The organism is Thermotoga petrophila RKU-1 (assembly GCF_000016785.1).
Lineage (GTDB): Bacteria > Thermotogota > Thermotogae > Thermotogales > Thermotogaceae > Thermotoga > Thermotoga petrophila.
In genome coordinates this window covers 589,245-608,038 of the sequence record NC_009486.1, presented here as the reverse complement: position 1 = coordinate 608,038, position 18,794 = coordinate 589,245, and the positions used below count along the sequence as shown (strand labels likewise).

The following is an 18,794-nucleotide window of genomic DNA, read 5'->3' as shown; positions in this document are numbered from 1 at the left end:
GAAGCGCCCTCATTTTGTCTTTAAAATCGCTCTCTGGAAGCTGAGAACCACCTCTGTTCCTTTTTCTAGTTCTCTTGTCTCAGCGCCTTCCACAGCTTCAAGCCTTTCGTTCCAGAACAGCAGCTTCCATGGTTTTCCGGAGTCCTTCAGGACCTCAACGTGTATCTCGTTTTCTCTTCTCTCTACTTTCACACTCAATTCCACCTCGTCCCGTGTGTTGTAAACATGCGCTGTTTTGTTTGAAATTTCAAAAACGTTCAATGTGACACCGTCTGCGTAATCGTAATCCGGCCTGTCATCGACGGACCCTGCTGGAATTACGGAGTTTGGTCTCACAAAGAGTGGAAGCCCGAAGTAGTCGTATTTTTCTGTTCTCCATCTTCCTCCTTCTATCCTCTCACCGGTGAGAAAGTGAGTCCAGACTCCCTCTGGAAGGTAGTAGGTTACCTCTCCCGTCTCGCTGAAGATCGGAGCGACAAGGAGTGATTCTCCCAGCATGTACTGTCTGTCCAGATAGAGACAGGTGGGATCGTCTGGAAACTCAAAAATCATGGGTCTCGTGACAGGGATTCCCCTCTCATGTACTTCGACTGCGCTGGCGAATATATAGGGCATGAGCTTGCACTTCAGTTTCGTGAAAAATCTGAGCACCTCCACCGCTTCTTCATCGAAGTTCCAGGGAACCTTGTACATCGAATTTCCGTGGAGCCTGCTGTGAGATGACAGAAGACCGAATGCCACCCATCTCTTGTACAGATCCGGTGTTGTGATGTCCTCGAATCCTCCGATGTCGTGACTCCAGAAACCGAAACCGCACAGTGCGAGAGAAAGACCCCCTCTCAGGGTTTCCGCCATGGACTCATAGGAAGCCAGACAATCTCCTCCCCAGTGGACCGGGAATTTCTGACTCCCTGCCGTTGCAGACCGCGCGAAGACGACAGCGTTTCTCTTTCCGAGTTTTCTCTCCAGAGTTTCAAAGACGGTTTTGTTGTACAGATAGGTGTAGTAGTTGTGCATTTTCTCAGGATCGGATCCGTCGTAATAGACCACATCTGTGGGGATTCTCTCTCCAAAGTCCGTCTTGAAACAGTCAACCCCCATATCTATCAATCTTTCCAGTTTTGAAGCGAACCACTTTCTGGCTTCTGGATTCGTGAAATCGATGATCGCCATTCCTGGTTGCCAGTCGTCCGTCTGCCAGACATCTCCGTCTGGTTTTTTCAGGAAATAGCCCTTTTCTTTTCCCTCGTCAAAGAGACTCGAAAACTGAGAGACATAGGGGTTTATCCAGACGCACACCTTCAGTCCCTTCTCTTTGAGGCGTTTCAACAACCCTTCAGGGTCGGGGAAGTTCTCCCTGTTCCACTCAAGATCCACCCAGTGAAACTCCTTCATCCAGAAGCAGTCGAAGTGAAAGACATGAAGGGGTATGTCACGTTCTCTCATGCCATCCACGAACTCCATCACAGTTCTCTCATCGTACTGTGTGGTGAAGGATGTGGTGAGCCAGAGTCCAAAGCTCCAGCCAGGAGGAAGTTCTGGCCGTCCTGTGAGAAGTGTGTAGCGTTCCAGAACTTCTTTCAGATCTTTTCCAGCGATGATGAAATAGTCCAGAGTCTCTCCTTTCACACTGAACTGCACCTTTTCCACATGTTCTGTTGCAATTTCGAAGTCCACCTTTCCAGGATCGTTCACGAAGACACCGTACTTTCTGCTGCTCACATAGAACGGGATGTTCTTGTAGGTCATATCGGAGATCGTTCCGGCGTCCTCGTTCCACATGACAACTCTCTGACCGTTTTTGACGAAAGGTGAGAATCTTTCTCCGAGACCGTAGATCATCTCTCCCACACTCAGATGAAGTCTTTCAAGACAGAACCTCCCTTCTGGTGCCACGGCGTATCCCAGATCCGATTTCGTGAGGAAACGATCTTCGTAGAAGAATTCCATCTTGAGAGGATTCTTCCTTATGATCGCTTTTACCTTTCCTGAGGTGAAGATAAAACTTCCTTCTGTTTCTTTGATATCCGGTGTGAAGCTTTCATCCTGGTGGATTTCGTAGTACGGTGACTTTTCGAGTACTCCCTTGAAATGTCTGAACCGAATTCTTATTACGTTTTCAAACGGAGAGGAGATCTCGATCTCGAAGACCGGACCCTGAAGCGTCTGTCCCCGGTGCTCCACCCTCTGAAACGGCGATCGAAGGATCAATCTTTTTCCATCGCAGGAGTATTCGTACACCTGTTCTGGTTTGAACAGCTGTACCCCTTCTCTCAATCTCCACAGCCCTTCTGTGAAACGCATCTTGGCCCACCTCCTTTTGAACTAAGATTATCATGAAACTGTTTTCACGCAGAGTTTGAATAATTCCTCTGAAACCAGATACCAGCGAATTATAGAAGATTAACGTCGAGAGTCTTTCCTGAATGCTTTTTCAAATTAGGAAATACAGTTTCAGGTGAGAAAATTGACGCTAAAAATCGATATTTATCGATAGTTGTGAATAATTCCAGAAAATCGGATTTTTTCGTGTTTGGTTCTCTTTGTACAGTGGTGGTAGTATAATAACGAAGAAAGTTCTTTAGAGGAAAAAATAAAAACATTCATCAAAGGGGGTGTGTTCATGAGGAAAGTCTTTGTTTTTCTGCTGGTCTCATTGTTCATTGTGATTGGTCTTTCCTGGAGTGTCTACGCAACACCTGAAGACTACTACAAAGCCACGGGTAAAAAGATTGAAAAGTTCAACGAGGCACCCATGCTTGCCGAACTTGTGAAACAAGGAAAGCTCCCACCGGTCGAGCAGAGGCTTCCAAAGGAACCTCTTGTTGTAGTTCCTGAGGAAAGTGTAGGACAGTACGGTGGCACCTGGAGGAGAGTCTGGAAAGGGCCTTCTGACAGGTGGGGTATTCCCAGGATCAACCAAGCGAGTCTTGTGTTCTGGGACAAGAACGGAGAGAAGTTTGTACCGGGAGTAGCGAAAAGCTGGGACATACTTGAAAATGGAAAAGTATATGTCTTTCATCTCAGAGAAGGCATGAAGTGGTCCGATGGTCATCCCTACACTTCCGAAGATATCCTTTTCTGGGTCGACGATATACTGGGGAACGATGAACTCACCCCTGCGAAACCCGCCTGGTACAGACTTCTCGACAGGGTGGAAGCTCCTGATCCCTACACGGTGAAATTCGTGTTCAAACAACCGTACGCTCTGTTTCTGCTTCAGGTGGCGAACAGAGGATTCACAGGCTCTCCCAAACATTTCTTGAAGCAATTCCACCCAAATTACACCCCTATGGAAGAGATCGAAAAGAAAATGGTTGAGGGTGTTCACAACACATGGGTAGATCTTTTCAATGACAAAAGTGATTTTCTCGAAAGTCTTGATCTGCCCGTTTTGACACCCTGGAAACCCATCACAGATCCAACAGAACAGTTCTACATACTCGAGAGAAATCCATACTTCTGGGCGGTTGACATCGAAGGGAATCAACTGCCTTACATCGATAGGATCAGACACGAATACGTTCAAAGTAGTGAGGTTATCATGTTGAAAGCAATCTCCGGAGAAATCGATATGCAGTGGAGGCACATTGGTCTTCTGGGACCCGGCCCGGGTGTTTTGCCGCTTCTTCTCGAAAACGCCAAGAGCGGTGGTTACAAGGTTTTGAGATGGAAAACCGACAATGGATCCGTGAGCATGGTGATGCTGAACATCTCCGATCCACCAGATCCTGTACTCGGAGAAGTTTTCAGGGATGTGAGATTCAGACAGGCGCTTTCACTTGCTATCAACAGAGAGGAGATCAACGAGATTCTCTTCAACGGACTCGCAGAACCAAGGCAAGCCTCGTTCGTGAGTGGATCTCCGTACTACGATCCCGAATGGGAGAAGGCGTATGTGGAGTATGATCCAGACAGAGCAAACAAACTCCTCGACGAAATGGGACTGAAGTGGAACAGCAAGCACGAGTACAGACTTCTTCCCAATGGAAAACCTCTGAGATTCACCGTACAGGTCACTGGTCAGACCCACGTTGATGTCTGGACGATGGTGAAAGAATACTGGAAACAGATAGGTGTGTGGGTCGAAATCGAAAACCTCGAAAGGTCACTCTATGATTCGAGGCTCAGTGCACACGATTTCGATGCACAGGCTTGGGTGATGGACAGGGCAAGTCAGCCCCTTGTGGATCCCCTGTGGATCATTCCTGGAAGCACGGAGTACGCTTCCGCGTGGTACATTGGCTGGGCTGATTGGGCTGGTTCTTACCTTGAAGGAGAAGAATCTCTGAAGGAATATCTACAGCAGGAAGATGCGATCGTTCCACCCGAGGGTATAAAGGAGACTCTCGAAAAGCTACTCGACGTATGGAAGGAGATTCAAAACACTTCCGATCCTGAAAAGATCAAGGAACTCATGAAAGAAGTAACGAAGATCCACAGGGAAAATCTCTGGATGATAGGAACAGTGGGCGAAGATATATCTCCTGCCATCGTTAAGAACAACTTCAAGAACGTACCGGAGGAACTGGTGACGGCAACGCCGTTCTTCAGTCCATGGAACGCCATGCCGATACAATTCTACATAGAACAGAAATGAGAAAGCCCCGGCGATCGCCGGGGTTTTTTGGAGGTGAACGTGGGTGGTAAATCCGAAACTTCCTGTGATCTGGTACGGAGGAGACTACTACCCGGAACAGTGGGACGAGGAAACGTTCGAAAGAGATATCAGGATGTTCAAAGAAGCAGGTATCAACGTGGTCACCCTCGGGGTTTTCTCATGGAGTCTTATCCAACCAGACGAGAACACTTACGATTTTTCGTTCTTCGAAAAAGTGATGGATCGTCTGTACAAAGAAGGTATCTATGTCTGTCTTGCAACTCCCACATCCGCTCCCCCTCACTGGATGACGCAGAAATACCCTGAAATCCTTCTCACAGACGTGAACGGTGTAAAGCGAGAGAAGGGAGGCAGACAGAACTTTTGTCCCAACAGTGAGAAGTACAGATATTTTGCAAGAAACATCGCAGAGAAACTCGCAGAACATTTCAAGGATCACCCTGCTCTCGTTCTTTGGCACGTGAACAACGAATATTTGAACTACTGCTACTGTGATATCTGCAGGGGGAAGTTTCAGAATTGGTTGAAGGAAAAGTACGGCACACTCGATGAATTGAACAGAAGATGGAACACGCGTTTCTGGTCCCAGACCTTCACCGCCTGGGAAGAGATTCCTGTTCCAACAACGAGAAGTGTTCTCTTCTGGAGAAAGGACAGGTATCAATCTGTTCTTCCGGAACTTTATCTGGATTACAGACGCTTCATGACACAGAGTATGCTCGAGTGTTTCCTGGAGGAATACAGGGCAATAAAGAAACACACTCCAGACATACCCGTCACCACGAATCTGATTGCGGCAACTTTCAAGGAGTGGAACTATTTCGAATGGGCGAATCATATGGACGTTGCAGCATGGGACAACTATCCCGGTTACAAAGAAGATTTCTCCGTGATTTCTTTGAGACACTCTCTGATACGCGGTTTGAAAGAAGGAAAACCCTTCGTCCTAATGGAACAGTCTCCTTCGCAGGCGTGCTGGAGATGGTACAATCCCCAGAAAAGACCAGGAGAGATGAGGCTCTGGAGTTATCACGCTCTCGCTCACGGTGCAGAGACTCTCATGTTCTTTCAGCTGAGACAATCAAAGGGAGGAGTAGAAAAATTCCACGGGGCTGTTATCACGCATGTCGACAGTCCGAACACAAGGGTCTTTCAAGAAGTGAAAAGAGTGGGAGAAGAGATAAAGTCCTTATCGGATATTCTCGACACAAGGGTTGTCTCACAGACTGCTCTTCTTTTCGACTGGGAAAGCTGGTGGGCGATGGAAGACACTCTGACACCGAACATAGACTTCAAGTACCTGAACGAAGCAGAAAAGTATTTCAAGGCACTTGTGAAAACCGGCCTTGGAGTCGATGTTGTTGGTAAAGATCAGAATTTTGAGGGATACAGGATCATCGTTGCTCCGGCGCTTTACATGGTGGACGAAGAACTTGCACGGAAGCTGAAAGATTACGTCTCGAACGGAGGAATCTTGATCCTCACAACAATGAGCGGTATTGTCGATGAAGACGATCAGGTTGTTCTGGGAGGTTATCCAGGTTATCTTCGCGATCTTATGGGGGGCTATGTGGAAGAAATAGATGCTTTGCCACCTGAGGAGAAAAACGAAATCTTGATGTTTGGCAAAAGGTACGAGTGTAGTTTGGTGTTTGACTACATAAAAACCACCACAGCGGAAGTGCTCGGAAGATTTGGAAGGGACTATTACATGAACGAACCTGCCGTGTTGAGAAACAGATACGGTGGTGGATGGGTTTACTACGTAGGTTCTTCCGCGTCTTTCGATCTTGTATGGGATCTTGTGAAGTTCATAGAGAGAGAACACAATCTCAGAGCAGAGATCACACCGCCAGATGGTGTAGAGGTGATAAAGAAAGTCAAAGGAGAGAAGACCTTCTACTTTCTCTTCAATCACTCTCATGAACCGCAGATCGTTGACTTGCCGGAAGGAACGTTCAGGGATCTGATCAAAGGAAATTTGTATGAAAAAAAGGCAAGACTGCAACCGCTCGATGTCTTGATCCTTCTGAAAGAGTGAGAGTTTTACCAACAGTAGTGTGTTCAAGGGCGGATTTCCGCCCTTTTTTGTTCTGGTGTTAGAATTTGTACAAGCTTCGTATAGGGGGTGTGATGATGCTCTGGAAGGCTTTGATCTTTCTGGGTATCTACGCTGTTCTTCACTTTGGCTACGAACTCTCCGGCTGGGAATTCTTAAAGCCCATCTGTGGAGTTGACGAGTCTGTCTTTGAACATCTCAAGATCGGCTTCTGGGCGTACTTTTTCACGAATATCATCGAGTATTTCTTCGCAAAGAAAAAACACGGGTTCTGGTATCCTCGTATCCTATCAACAGTTCTTCTTCCCTGGTTCATAGTGCTCATCTGGTACATGCTTCCTGTGTTCTTTGGACACATCGAATCGCTTGCTGTGGATCTTTCCTGGGCTTTTGTGGTAACCTTCCTTGCTGCGATCCTGTCGGAAATTTTCGAGAGAAATCTGGAAAGAAATTCTCTCGGAACAGATTTCAAAACAGTGATAGTTGTACTTTTCATCATCTCCATAATCTTCTACACCGCTTTTTCATTTGAAAAACCCTGGATCGACGTCTTCACTGAACATTGAAATGAAAACATTTTCAAACTATAATGTATTCGGAAACCACATGAAAGAAGGTGAAGCCTTTGAGAAAGATCAGATTGGGTGTTGTGGGGTGTGGAATCGCCGCTCGAGAGCTGCACCTTCCTGCTCTGAAGAACCTTTCCCATCTCTTTGAGATCACGGCTGTCACGAGTAGAACGAAGTCTCACGCTGAAGAGTTCGCGAAAATGGTCGGAAATCCTGTTGTTTTCGATAGATACGAGGAACTTTTGGATTCTGGTCTTGTTGACGCGGTCGACCTCACACTTCCCGTTGAATTGAACCTCTCGTTCATTGAAAAGGCCCTTCAAAAAGGAGTCCATGTGATCTGTGAAAAACCCATTTCAACGGACGTAGAAACGGGAAAGAAAGTTGTCGAGTTGTCAAAAAAGTCTGAAAAAACAGTCTACATCGCGGAAAATTTCAGACACGTTCCAGCGTTCTGGAAGGCAAAAGAACTGGTTGAGAGCGGGTCGATAGGTGATCCTGTTTTCATGAGCTGGCAGATCTGGGTGGGAATGGACGAAAACAACAAATACGTTCACACCGACTGGAGAAAGAACCCAAAACACATCGGGGGTTTTCTCTCGGACGGAGGCGTACATCATGTGGCGGCGATGAGACTGATCTTTGGTGAGATAGCGTGGGTTTCTGCCATCGCAAAGGATATCTCCCCACTCCTTGGCGGAATGGATTTTCTTTCTTCGATTTTTGAGTTTGAAAGCGGTGTTGTTGGAAATTACACGGTTTCCTATTCTCTGAGAGGAGACGACAGGTTCGAGATCGTTGGAACGAAAGGAAGAATGGAAATATTCTGGGACAGAATAGTCCTGAACGGAGAAGAGATAGAAGTTCCCCATCAGGATAGTTATCAGAGAGAATTCGAGGATTTCTACCGTGTGATCATGGGAGAAAAGAGAAACGATCTGGGAGATCCTCTCGAGGCGCTGAAGGATCTTGCCTTCATAGAAGCATGTGTGAGATCTCAGGGAAACAGGGTGTCTGTTTCCAGTCTGCTGTGAGGAGGTGCTGTTTATGGAGTACAGGAAGGTTGGAAAATGGGGTATCAAGATCAGCGAACTTTCACTCGGATCGTGGCTCACTTTTGGAAAACAACTCGATCTGGACATGGCCACCGAGGTTGTGAAAAAAGCGTTCAACAGTGGGATAAACTTCTTCGACACGGCAGAGGCGTATGCGGGTGGAATAGCGGAGGCGATGCTTGGGAAAATACTCAAGAACTTCAGAAGAGAAGACCTCGTCGTTTCCACGAAGATCTTCTGGGGTGGAAGTGGCCCGAACGATCTGGGGCTTTCGAAGAAGCATCTTCTCGAGGGGACCTGGAACTCTTTGAAGAGGCTTCAGATGGACTATGTGGATATCCTCTACTGTCACAGACCCGATCCGAACGTTCCCATGGAAGAAGTTGTCTTCGCGATGGACTACATTTTGAGAGAAGGGCTTGCACTCTACTGGGGAACCTCTGAGTGGAGTGCAAAGGAGATAGAGGAAGCGCACAGGGTTTGTAAGGAACTAGGCGTCATGCCTCCCATCGTGGAGCAACCGCAGTACAACATGTTCGTGAGAGAAAGGGTGGAAAAGGAGTACGCACCTCTCTACGAAAAGTACGGCATGGGGCTGACTACTTATTCACCTCTCGCGTCTGGCCTTCTTTCTGGAAAATACAACAACGGAATTCCAGAGAATTCAAGACTTGCCACGTTCCCGCAGGTGAGGAAGTGGCTTGAAGAGGGAGGTCTTCTCAACGAAAAAACCTTCGAAAAGCTCAGAAAACTCCAGAATATAGCGGACCAGCTCGGAGCGAGCCTTCCACAGCTTGCCATCGCGTGGATCTTGAAAAACAAAAACGTCAGCAGTGTCATTCTCGGAGTGAGCAGACCAGAACAGCTCGAAGAGAACCTGAAAGCAGTCGAGATCAAAGAAAAACTCACAGATGAAGTAATGGAAGAGATAGAAAAGATCCTGAATGAATAAAAGGCGCCGGACGGCGCCTTTTTGATCAATGACAGCATCCATGGCCGTGTGAGTTTTTCTGGTGTGCATACTGCTCCGGGTTATCTTTGAACTTTTCAGCACACTCTTGAGAACAGAAGTAGTACTCTTTCCCCATGTACTCTATCTTTTCTGCCGCTTCTTCTTTTTCGATCTTCATTCCGCAGACGGGATCCTTCACTTTCATAAAATCCACCTCCTTGCTAGAAAATTTCGACTTGAATTAGGCTTTCATAATATGCTACAATTAGTATAGCATAATTTGAAAGGAGGAATCAACGATGTGTCCATTCTGTTTTTGGAGCTGGGGCTTCTGGCCCTGGAACTGGGGAGGAGTTATCATGATGATTTTCTGGGCAGTTATTCTGGTGTTTCTTTTTGTCTTTCTCTTCAGGTGGCTTGGAGGAGAAAGACATGAAAGAGTGGAAAGAACTGATAGAGCTCTTGAGATACTGAAGGAAAGGTTTGCCCGTGGCGAAATCACGGAAGAAGAGTATGAGAGAATGAAGAGGAAGATCCAAAATGAATGAATTCGAAAGGTGGAGAAGAGAATTCCCTGAGGTGAGCGGTGCGGTTGTGAGGATGAGAAATAAGGCCTTTTCTGATGGATCGATACCTGCAAAGTACAAGGTGCTGGCAGCCTTAGCCATAGCGGTTGTGGAAAAGTGCAAGCCCTGTGCTCAGGGGTACTATCAAAAAGCAATTGAAATGGGTGCCACAAAGGATGAAATAAAAGAGATCCTCGAAGTTGCTGTCACCATGGGAGCCTGCATCGCAGAAACCTGGGCGAGGGAGGTGTGGCAGTATGAGCGATCAGAAAACGATGGAGGATCGTGCTGCGAAGAATGAGGAGATAAAGAAGACCTTCACTGTGACAGGAATGACGTGCGCCACCTGTGCGAAAACCGTTGAAAAGACCCTGAAAAAACTCGACGGGGTGAAGTTCGCGGCTGTGAATCTTGCCACTTCAACGGGGTTCATAGTGGCAGAGAAAGAGATATCCTTCGAGGAAATCAAAAAAGCTGTGGAGGAAGTAGGATACGGAGTAACAACAGAATCTCCGGAAGATGTGGAAAGAAAGCGATACGAAGAGTCGAAGAGAAATCTGATTCTTGCCTGGCTTGTCACGGCCCCTCTTGCCCTCCTCATGATCTATCACATGTTTGTTTCTGAGGTACCTTATTTCACCTGGATAGAGGTTTTCGCGGGTGCGTTCGTTACGTTCTACGTGGGCAGAGGAACGATCAGAGGAGCATGGATAGCCCTCACACACAAACACACAAACATGGACACGCTCATCTTCTTCGGTGCGGTGACTTCTTGGGTGACCGCTCTTCTTGACAGTGTGGGACTTCCTGTAATGTCCTTTGGTGCCATCGGTGCGATGATCGTTGCGTTCCACATCACGGGACGTTTCATAGAATCTTACCTGCGCGACAGGGCCAGCAAAGAAATCAAAGCCCTTCTGAAACTTCAAGCAAAAGAAGCCCGCGTCATCACCGACGAAGGAGAAGTGATGATGCCGATAGAGGCAGTGAAAGAGGGTTTCATCGTGCTGGTAAAACCCGGTGAAAGAATCCCCGTGGATGGGGTGATCGTGGAAGGGCAGTCTTCGATCGACGAATCTGTGGTCACGGGTGAATCCATACCGGTTTTGAAGAGAGAAAACGATGAAGTGATCGGTGGTTCTTTGAATGTATCGAGTCCTATCAAAATAAAAGTCACAAAGGTAGGAGAAGACACCTTTTTGTCTCAAATGGTCAAATTGATTCAGGAAGCGCAAGGTTCGAAGGTACCGATTCAGGCTCTGGCCGACAGGATCACCATGTGGTTTGTTCCCACGATCATCGTCCTCGCTATAACCAGCGCTCTGGTGTGGTACTTCAATTACGAACGGTTCCTTCCTTTTGTAGAAAAGGCAAGAGAAATCTTTCCCTGGATCATACAAACCAGTGACCCGCTGACCTTCTCTGTCTTCGTCTTCGTTGCAACGATCGTCATAGCGTGTCCGTGCGCTCTTGGTCTTGCAACTCCCATGGCGCTCGTCACGGGAACGGGGCTTGCTGCAAAGAAGGGCCTTCTCATAAGAAACGCCGAGGCGATTCAGACATCGAAGGATGTAGGAGTGGTGCTCACAGACAAGACAGGAACGCTCACCGAGGGTAGTCCAAAGGTGGTGGATCACAATCTCTCCGCTGAACTGATCAAAATTGTTACGAGTATAGAGAGAAACTCGAACCATCCTCTTGCAAAGGCAATTTCTGAACTTTCTCAGAATGTAGTTGAGGTAGAAAGCGTGGAGGAAGTCCCAGGAGAAGGAGTGAGGGCACGTTACAAGGGAGAAGAGTATTTTGTCGGGAAGCCTCTGGATTATTCAAAGTACGAGTCTCTCCTGGAGGAAGGAAAGACCGTAGTTGAGGTGAGAAGAAACGGTGAAGTTGTAGGATTTCTCGCAATAGAAGATCCAATCAGAGAAGACAGTTCCGAGGCTGTGAGAAAACTCAAAGAGATGGGAATAGAACCTGTCATGATAACGGGAGACAATGAAAAGACTGCAAAAGCGGTTGCAAGACGCCTTGGAATAGAAAGGTTCCACGCTGGTGTGAAGCCTTCTGAAAAACTGGACCTTGTGAGGTCTTACCAGGCTCAGGGAAAGAAAGTTGCGATGGTGGGAGACGGTATGAACGACGCCGCCGCTTTGAAAGGGGCAGATGTTGGAATAGCGATAGGTTCGGGAACAGACCTTGCCATCGACAGCGCAGACATCATCATAACAAAGGGCGGTATATCGAAAGTCGTCGATGCGATAGAAATATCAAGAAAGACTTTCAAAATCATAAAACAGAACCTGTTCTGGGCCTTCTTCTACAACGTGGTGGCCATTCCCATGGCGATGATGGGACTGCTTCATCCGGTGATCGCAGAACTCGCCATGGCTTTCAGTTCCATCACTGTGACTCTCAACTCTATGAGGGTGAGAGAGTGAACGATCAAAATCTGAGGAGGTGCTGCCATGAGGTACGTACTCAACGTTCCGGATATTTCCTGCAATCACTGCAAAATGAGAATTTCGAAGGCGCTGGAAGAACTGGGCGTTAAAAACTACGAAGTGAGCGTGGAAGAGAAGAAAGTGGTTGTTGAAACGGAAGATCTGGACAGTGTTTTGAAGAAACTCGAGGAGATCGACTATCCGGTGGAGAGTTACCATGAAGCCTGATTAACAAAGGTGTTGAGAACTTTCTTCAAAAAATCTCTAAAGACCTGATCCTTCAGGCCCTCACTGTGAGCGGGTGTGAGGGCCAGTATTTTTCCGTTGTAATATCTTTTCATCCAGCCCGCGATGGAGGTACCGTCTTCTGATTCACTCCAGAGGAATATCTCCACATCGGAATACAGATCCACGAAATAGTGTTCATCTACGAGTTCAAATTCAACGTCCTTGCCGTAGTATCTCACTTTCTTCTGAGGTGGATGGTGGATGAACCTTCCTCCAACAAGCCTGTTGTAGCTCTCTGGAAAACGTGCAAGGCCGGAGTGCCAGACAAAGAGCATTCCTCCGGATCTCACGTAGTCTTCCAGAATCTTTGTTTCTTCCTCTTTGAACCACGGTGTTTCATCGTCGAGGAGGTTCCAGCGTCCTATGACAACAAGATCTGGGAATTTTCTGATCTCTGGGAAATCCTCAGGACGAAGATCATTGATCTCACAGTTTAAGGCATATTTCAAGGTTTCCAGAAAGAGATCGTGATCGTGGTATTTGTCGCCAAGAAAAGAAAAAACTCCCATCTCATCCCTCCTAATCAGTATACTATCACCACATTATGTAACAGAAATGTTAACCATTGACTTTCTATCCGATTGAGACATAAAATTTTTTTGCAAAGATATGGTTATAGTACCATAAGAAAAAAATATTTTTACCGAGGAGGTGTGGGTTAATGGGTAAAAAGCTTCTTTTGATGCTGATTTTAGGCGTGTTTTTAGTGTCGGCTGTGTTCGGTGCAAAGTACACACTGAGATTTGGACACGTTCTTGCTCCAGGTGAACCGTACCATCAGGCGTTTCTGAAATGGGCCAAGGCAGTTGAGGAGAGAACGAACGGCGATGTTAGAATTGAAGTCTTCCCGAGTTCACAGCTTGGTGTGGAAGAGGACATCATCGAGCAGATCAGAATGGGAGCGCCTGTGGGATGGAACACGGACTCTGCAAGGCTTGGAATGTACGTTAAAGACATCGGCGTCATGAACCTTGCATACTTCATCGATTTCATGGGCGCAAAAACTCCTGAAGAGGCGATGGAGGTTCTGAAGAAGATCAAGCAATCTCCAACAATGCAGAAGTGGTTGAAAGAGTTGGAACAGAAATTCGGTATAAAGGTTCTCTCCTTCTACTGGGTGCAGGGTTACAGACACTTTGTGACAAACAAACCCATCAGGGAACCGGAAGACCTGAATGGTTTGAGAATCAGAACTCCCGGTGCGCCTGCATGGCAGGAATCCATAAGAGCTCTTGGTGCCATCCCTGTTGCCGTCAACTTCGGAGAGATCTACACAGCGGTCCAGACGAAAGCGGTCGATGGAGCAGAACTCACTTACGCGAATGTTTACAACGGTGGTCTATACGAAGTTTTGAAGTACATGTCTGAAACGGGACACTTCCTTCTCATCAACTTCGAAATCGTCAGCGCAGACTGGTTCAACAGCCTGCCCAAGGAATATCAGAAGATTATTGAGGAAGAGATTGACAAAGCGGGAATCGAAGTTTCTCTCAAAATCATGAAAGAACTCGAAGAAGAATACAAACAGAAGTGTATTGAAAAGGGTATGACAGTGATACCAGCTTCTGAAATCGACAAGGAAGCCTTTATGGAAAGGGCAAAACAGGCTTACAAGAATCTCGGTCTTGAGGATGCTCTCAACCAGTTGATCAAGGAAGTGAAGGGAGAGTAATCATCAATTGCCCGGCCCTTTCTGGGTCGGGCTTTCACTCTGTTCAGACAGAGGTGAGAGACGTGAAAAAAGTGGACCAGATTCTTTTGAAGTTTGAAAAACACGCCGCCAAGATTCTCCTTATGGTTATGATTGTTCTCGTTTTTGCTTCAGGAGTTGCCAGATTTCTAAAGCATCCAATAAACTGGGCTGTTGATATGAGTAGCTTTTTCTTTGCCTGGGCCTGTTTCTTTGCGGTGGATGTGGCCTGGCGTGAAAACAAGATGATGTCTGTGGACATCCTTGTGAAGAAATTTTCCGAAAGGACTCAAAAGATCATCAGGGTAGTGAATTACATCATTATCCTTGCTTTCATTGTTTATCTTATCGTGTGGGGCTTTTATCTTTCCTATAAAACAAGATACAGAACCTTCGTGGGGATACCAAACTTCAGCTACACGTGGGTCACACTGAGTGTTCCTGTTGGTGCAATTTTGCTATTCAGAACAACTGTACTGAAGCTGATAGAAGAGTTCAGAGGCAACAAGAAGGAGGAAAGATGACATGATCATAGTGCTCATTGCCTTCGCTGTTTTTCTGATGCTTGGCATGCCTGTTGCCTTCGCTATAGGAATATCCGGATTCCTCTGGTTTCTTCAGCATCCAGAACTTCCCATCACTATTCCGATACAGAGACTGCTTTCTCAAACAGTGAATTTCACGCTGCTTGCTATTCCCATGTTCATTGTGGCTGGTAATGTGATGAATTCTGCCGGTGTGACGAGAAGACTCCTTGATTTTGCCTCTACCCTCGTTGGTCACATGAGAGGAGGACTCGGTCAGGTTTCAGCTGTTCTTTCCACGTTGATGGGAGGAGTTTCCGGATCCAGTATTGCGGACGCGGCGATGGAAACAAGGATGCTCGGTCCAGAGATGCTCAGACGAGGCTATCCAAGAGGATTCGCTGTTGCCGTGAACGTCTGGACGTCCCTGATCACTCCTATTATCCCTCCCGGTATCGCTTTCATCATTTACGGTACAATCGGTCAGGTCTCCATAGGAAGGCTCTTTGCGGCGGGAATAGGACCTGGTCTTCTTTTGATGGTGGTTTACATGATCACCATATGGTTTGTTGCTAAAAGATTGAACCTTGCACCTGAACGAGAGAAACGAGCACCGATAAACGAAGTTTTCAGATCTCTTGGAAAGAGTATCTGGGCTCTTATGTTTCCGGTTTTGCTGATTGTGGGTTTGAGAGGCGGTATCTTCACCCCTTCGGAGGTTGGTTCTTTCGCAGTTTTGTACGGAATGCTGGTGGGATTCATAATACACAGGGAGATGTCTTTCAAAACCTTTTATTGGGAAACCCTGGAGAATTCTCTTGGTGATATCGGTAGTGTGATGTTCATACTTTCAATGTCTACAATCTTTGGTTACGGTATGATATGGGAAAGGATACCGGAAAAGCTCGCGGAATTTCTCCTTGGAATATCTTCCAATCCAAACGTTCTGATGATAATGATCTCCTTGTTCCTGGTCTTCGCTGGTTTGTTTGTGGACGCAACGGCTTTGATTCTCATGCTTACAGCAATCCTGCTTCCTGTGGCAAGACAGGTGGGAATAGATCCCGTTCACTTCGGTTTGGTGTTCATTCTATCTGCTGCTATGGGTAATCAGACACCGCCTGTAGGTGCTTCCATGTATGCCGGTTGCTCTGTGCTCGGTGCAACCATAGAAGAATACATACAGGCATCCTGGCCTTTTCTGTTTGTGGCGATACTGGCAATATTTCTGGTTATTTTCTTTCCGCAGATCGTACTGTTCATTCCGAATCTCATCTTTGGATAAGGAGGGAGCAAAGCTATGAATTTCCAAGGAAAAGTGGTTTTGATAACAGGAGCAGGTTCCGGCATCGGAAAGAAGGCAGCCATTATGTTCGCAGAAAGAGGAGCGAAGGTAGCAATTAACGATATCTCTGAGGAAAAAGGAAAAGAAACAGTGGAGCTGATAAAGGGTCGGGGAGGAGAAGCTGCGTTTATCTTCGGAGATGTGGCGAAAGATGCAGAACAGATAGTGAAGAAAACAGTGGAAACGTTCGGAAGGCTTGACATCCTGGTGAACAACGCTGGTATTGTGCCTTATGGGAACATAGAAGAGACTTCGGAGGAAGACTTTGACAAAACGATAGCCGTGAACGTCAAAGGGCCTTTCCTTCTTTCAAAATATGCTGTCGAGCAGATGAAAAAACAGGGCGGAGGAGTCATTGTGAACGTTTCCTCCGAAGCAGGACTCATAGGGATTCCAAGAAGGTGTGTCTACAGTGTTTCAAAAGCAGCACTCCTGGGACTCACACGATCTCTTGCCGTTGACTACGTCGATTACGGAATCAGGGTCAACGCGGTGTGTCCAGGCACCACTCAGTCTGAGGGGCTCATGGCGAGGGTGAAGGCTTCTCCGAATCCAGAAGAACTCCTGAAAAAGATGACCTCCAGGATCCCCATGAAGAGACTGGGGAAAGAAGAGGAAATTGCCTTCGCAATCCTCTTTGCGGCGTGTGACGAAGCCGGATTTATGACGGGCAGTATCATAAACATAGATGGAGGTTCTACCGCTGTGTAAGGAGGTCTTAGTGTGGATGTTATTCAGAGGATCAAGGAAAAATACGATGAGTTCACGAATGCAGAGAAAAAAATAGCTGATACCATCCTTTCTGATCCGAAGGGAATTATAGAGAGTTCCATCAGCGATCTCAGCGAAAAAGCAGGTGTGAAGAGTGAAGCTTCCGTCGTGAAGTTTTACAAAAAACTGGGATTGAACAGCTTTCAACAGTTCAAGGTGCTTTTGGCTCAGAGCATCTCCAGGGCACCGCTCGAGATCGTCTACGAAGATGTCTCGAGTGAGGACGATACGAAAACCATCACGGAGAAGATATTCAAAGCAACAGTGAGGGCCATCCTGGATACACTGAATTGGATGGATGTCGATTCCATCGAAAAGGCCGTCGATCTGTTTAAAAACGCTCAGAGGATCATATTCATCGGTTTCGCGGCCTCGGCAGCTGTTGCGTTTGATGCGTTTCACAAATTCACAAGAATAGGAAAGAACTGTCTGTTTTCTAACGATGAGCACATCATAGCAACCATTCTTGCTACAGCTTCACCAAACGATCTGCTGGTTGCCATTTCGCACACCGGAGAAACGATCTCTGTGGTGAACTTCGCTAAAAAAGCGAAAGAGATGAAAATGCCGGTTGTTGCTATCACAGGGAATAGAAAATCCACGCTTGCGAAGTACTCGAATGTTGTCCTTGCCACCAACACAAAAGAGACGAAAATAAGAACCGATGCGATGACTTCGAGAATAGTCCAGCTTGTGATTCTCGATACGATATACACGCTTTTAGCAGCAAGAGATCCAAGGGCAATAGAAATTCTCAACAGGAGTAGACTCGCGGTTTCAGAATTGAAGTACTGAATCTGGAGGGGGAAGATATGAAAAAAGTATTGATCGTGACACGAACCTTCGGAAAGTACTCCCAGGAACCTGTTGAATTCCTCAAAAAAGAAGGCTTCGAAATAATAAGATCCGACACTATAGATCCTGACATCCTGAAGGAAGTAGATGCTTTGATTGTGGGAACACACCCAGTAACAGCAGAAATGATAGAAAATTCCAGTCTTAAAGTCATAGCAAAGCACGGTGTGGGGGTGGACAACATAGATTTGGAAGCTGCCACGAAAAAAGGTATTCCCGTTACCATCACAGCCGGTGCAAATTCCCTTTCCGTCGCAGAGCTCACAATCGCTTTCATCTTCGCACTGATTAGAGGTCTTGTATGGGCTCACAACAAACTGTTTCTCGAAAGAAAATGGGAAGGAACGGTGGGACAGGAAGTTTCTGGAAAAACACTGGGTGTGGTGGGGTTTGGCTCGATAGGAAGAGAAGTGGTTAAAAAGGCTGTCTGCCTTGGAATGAACGTGCTGGTCTACGATCCTTATGTGAGTAAAGATAATGTTAGATTACTGGAGGCTACCCCTGTTGATGATCTGGATCAACTTCTAAAAGAGAGTGATTTCGTCTCACTCCATGTTCCGCTGAACGAAAGTACAAAGAACATGATAGGAGAAAGAGAACTCTCACTCATGAAGAAATCTGCTTTTTTGATCAACACCTCCCGCGGAGGACTGGTAGATGAAGAAGCACTCGTGAAAGCTTTGAAAGAGGGAAGAATAGCAGGTGCTGCCTTGGATGTCTTCTCTGAGGAACCTCCGAATCCCAATTCACCTCTTTTCAAATGTCCCAATCTCATCACCACAGCCCATATAGGTGCGCATACAAAGGAATCCATCCTCAGAATGAATATGATGGCTGCTCAATCTGTGGTGGACTTTTTCAAGGGTAATATTCCGAAATACGTGGTGAATAAAGAAGTAGCCCAGATTTTGAAAGAGAAGGGTTATCAAGAAGTATCTTGAACGGAAAAGGTTCGTGTGTTAAAATAACCACAGAAGCGAGCAGGCGTAGCTTCAAGCGGTGGAGCGCCGCCTTGGTAAGGCGGAGGGTGTGGGTTCGAGTCCCACCGCCTGCTCCAT

The 18,794-nt window shown here is 46.7% G+C and carries 18 protein-coding genes and 1 tRNA gene; 16 read left to right on the top strand and 3 right to left on the bottom strand.

The window, feature by feature from the left end; genetic code table 11:
- Positions 1-9: 9 nt before the first annotated feature.
- Complete coding sequence (gene yicI / locus TPET_RS03090) at positions 10-2,304, bottom strand: alpha-xylosidase (protein ID WP_011943221.1); 2,295 nt, start codon at positions 2,302-2,304, stop codon at positions 10-12.
- A 319-nt stretch (positions 2,305-2,623) separates the two neighbouring features.
- On the opposite strand from yicI, the gene TPET_RS03085 reads away from it, so the two are divergent.
- From TPET_RS03085 to TPET_RS03065, 5 genes are all read left to right on the top strand, one after another.
- Complete coding sequence (locus tag TPET_RS03085; RefSeq protein WP_011943220.1) at positions 2,624-4,600, top strand: ABC transporter substrate-binding protein; 1,977 nt, start codon at positions 2,624-2,626, stop codon at positions 4,598-4,600.
- Between the two features lie 43 nt (positions 4,601-4,643).
- Positions 4,644-6,662, top strand: coding sequence for a beta-galactosidase (locus tag TPET_RS03080; protein WP_011943219.1), 2,019 nt, complete (start codon positions 4,644-4,646; stop codon positions 6,660-6,662).
- A 95-nt stretch (positions 6,663-6,757) separates the two neighbouring features.
- Positions 6,758-7,246, top strand: coding sequence for a DUF6512 family protein (locus tag TPET_RS03075; protein ID WP_011943218.1), 489 nt, complete (start codon positions 6,758-6,760; stop codon positions 7,244-7,246).
- A gap of 59 nt (positions 7,247-7,305) precedes the next feature.
- Positions 7,306-8,283, top strand: coding sequence for a Gfo/Idh/MocA family protein (locus tag TPET_RS03070; protein WP_011943217.1), 978 nt, complete (start codon positions 7,306-7,308; stop codon positions 8,281-8,283).
- A gap of 13 nt (positions 8,284-8,296) precedes the next feature.
- Positions 8,297-9,256 (top strand): potassium channel beta subunit family protein, encoded by a 960-nt coding sequence (locus TPET_RS03065; RefSeq protein ID WP_011943216.1) that lies wholly within the window; start codon positions 8,297-8,299, stop codon positions 9,254-9,256.
- 25 nt (positions 9,257-9,281) lie between these two features.
- Here the strand turns inward: TPET_RS03065 and TPET_RS03060 are convergent, their stop codons facing one another.
- Complete coding sequence (locus TPET_RS03060; protein ID WP_004083052.1) at positions 9,282-9,461, bottom strand: YHS domain-containing protein; 180 nt, start codon at positions 9,459-9,461, stop codon at positions 9,282-9,284.
- 94 nt (positions 9,462-9,555) lie between these two features.
- On the opposite strand from TPET_RS03060, the gene TPET_RS03055 reads away from it, so the two are divergent.
- Genes TPET_RS03055 through TPET_RS03040 form a run of 4 tightly spaced genes read left to right on the top strand, consistent with a single transcriptional unit; the run spans position 9,556 to position 12,491 of the window.
- Complete coding sequence (locus TPET_RS03055; RefSeq protein WP_011943215.1) at positions 9,556-9,804, top strand: SHOCT domain-containing protein; 249 nt, start codon at positions 9,556-9,558, stop codon at positions 9,802-9,804.
- A complete protein-coding gene (locus tag TPET_RS03050) occupies positions 9,797-10,123 on the top strand; it encodes a carboxymuconolactone decarboxylase family protein (protein ID WP_004083056.1) in 327 nt (108 codons plus the stop codon). The genes TPET_RS03055 and TPET_RS03050 overlap by 8 nt, the downstream gene beginning before the upstream one ends.
- A complete protein-coding gene (locus TPET_RS03045; protein ID WP_048810856.1) occupies positions 10,080-12,260 on the top strand; it encodes a heavy metal translocating P-type ATPase in 2,181 nt (726 codons plus the stop codon). The genes TPET_RS03050 and TPET_RS03045 overlap by 44 nt, the downstream gene beginning before the upstream one ends.
- Before the next feature lie 27 nt (positions 12,261-12,287).
- Entirely contained in the window at positions 12,288-12,491 is a 204-nt protein-coding gene (locus TPET_RS03040; RefSeq protein WP_011943213.1) for a heavy-metal-associated domain-containing protein, read from the top strand.
- On the opposite strand, the gene TPET_RS03035 is transcribed toward TPET_RS03040, so the two are convergent.
- On the bottom strand, positions 12,476-13,060 hold the full coding sequence (locus TPET_RS03035; protein ID WP_011943212.1) for a ThuA domain-containing protein: 585 nt from the start codon (positions 13,058-13,060) through the stop codon (positions 12,476-12,478). The genes TPET_RS03040 and TPET_RS03035 overlap by 16 nt on opposite strands.
- Before the next feature lie 152 nt (positions 13,061-13,212).
- Here TPET_RS03035 and TPET_RS03030 point away from each other — a divergent pair, with 152 nt between their 5' ends.
- The 7 genes from TPET_RS03030 to TPET_RS03000 all read left to right on the top strand — a co-directional run bounded on the left by TPET_RS03030 (position 13,213) and on the right by TPET_RS03000 (position 18,793).
- Positions 13,213-14,223, top strand: coding sequence for a C4-dicarboxylate TRAP transporter substrate-binding protein (locus TPET_RS03030; RefSeq protein ID WP_011943211.1), 1,011 nt, complete (start codon positions 13,213-13,215; stop codon positions 14,221-14,223).
- A 62-nt stretch (positions 14,224-14,285) separates the two neighbouring features.
- Positions 14,286-14,765 carry a TRAP transporter small permease gene (locus TPET_RS03025; protein WP_011943210.1) on the top strand — a complete coding sequence of 160 codons (480 nt, stop codon included), beginning with the start codon at positions 14,286-14,288 and terminating at the stop codon, positions 14,763-14,765.
- A gap of 1 nt (position 14,766) precedes the next feature.
- Positions 14,767-16,050, top strand: a complete 1,284-nt coding sequence (locus TPET_RS03020) for a TRAP transporter large permease subunit (protein ID WP_011943209.1) — start codon at positions 14,767-14,769, stop codon at positions 16,048-16,050.
- A 15-nt stretch (positions 16,051-16,065) separates the two neighbouring features.
- Complete coding sequence (locus tag TPET_RS03015; protein ID WP_011943208.1) at positions 16,066-16,821, top strand: SDR family NAD(P)-dependent oxidoreductase; 756 nt, start codon at positions 16,066-16,068, stop codon at positions 16,819-16,821.
- Between the two features lie 12 nt (positions 16,822-16,833).
- On the top strand, positions 16,834-17,676 hold the full coding sequence (locus tag TPET_RS03010) for a MurR/RpiR family transcriptional regulator (protein WP_011943207.1): 843 nt from the start codon (positions 16,834-16,836) through the stop codon (positions 17,674-17,676).
- A gap of 17 nt (positions 17,677-17,693) precedes the next feature.
- Positions 17,694-18,677: a phosphoglycerate dehydrogenase gene (locus tag TPET_RS03005; RefSeq protein ID WP_011943206.1), complete on the top strand. Its 984-nt coding sequence runs from the start codon at positions 17,694-17,696 to the stop codon at positions 18,675-18,677.
- Between the two features lie 39 nt (positions 18,678-18,716).
- A tRNA-Thr gene (locus TPET_RS03000) sits at positions 18,717-18,793 on the top strand.
- Position 18,794 lies beyond the last annotated feature (1 nt).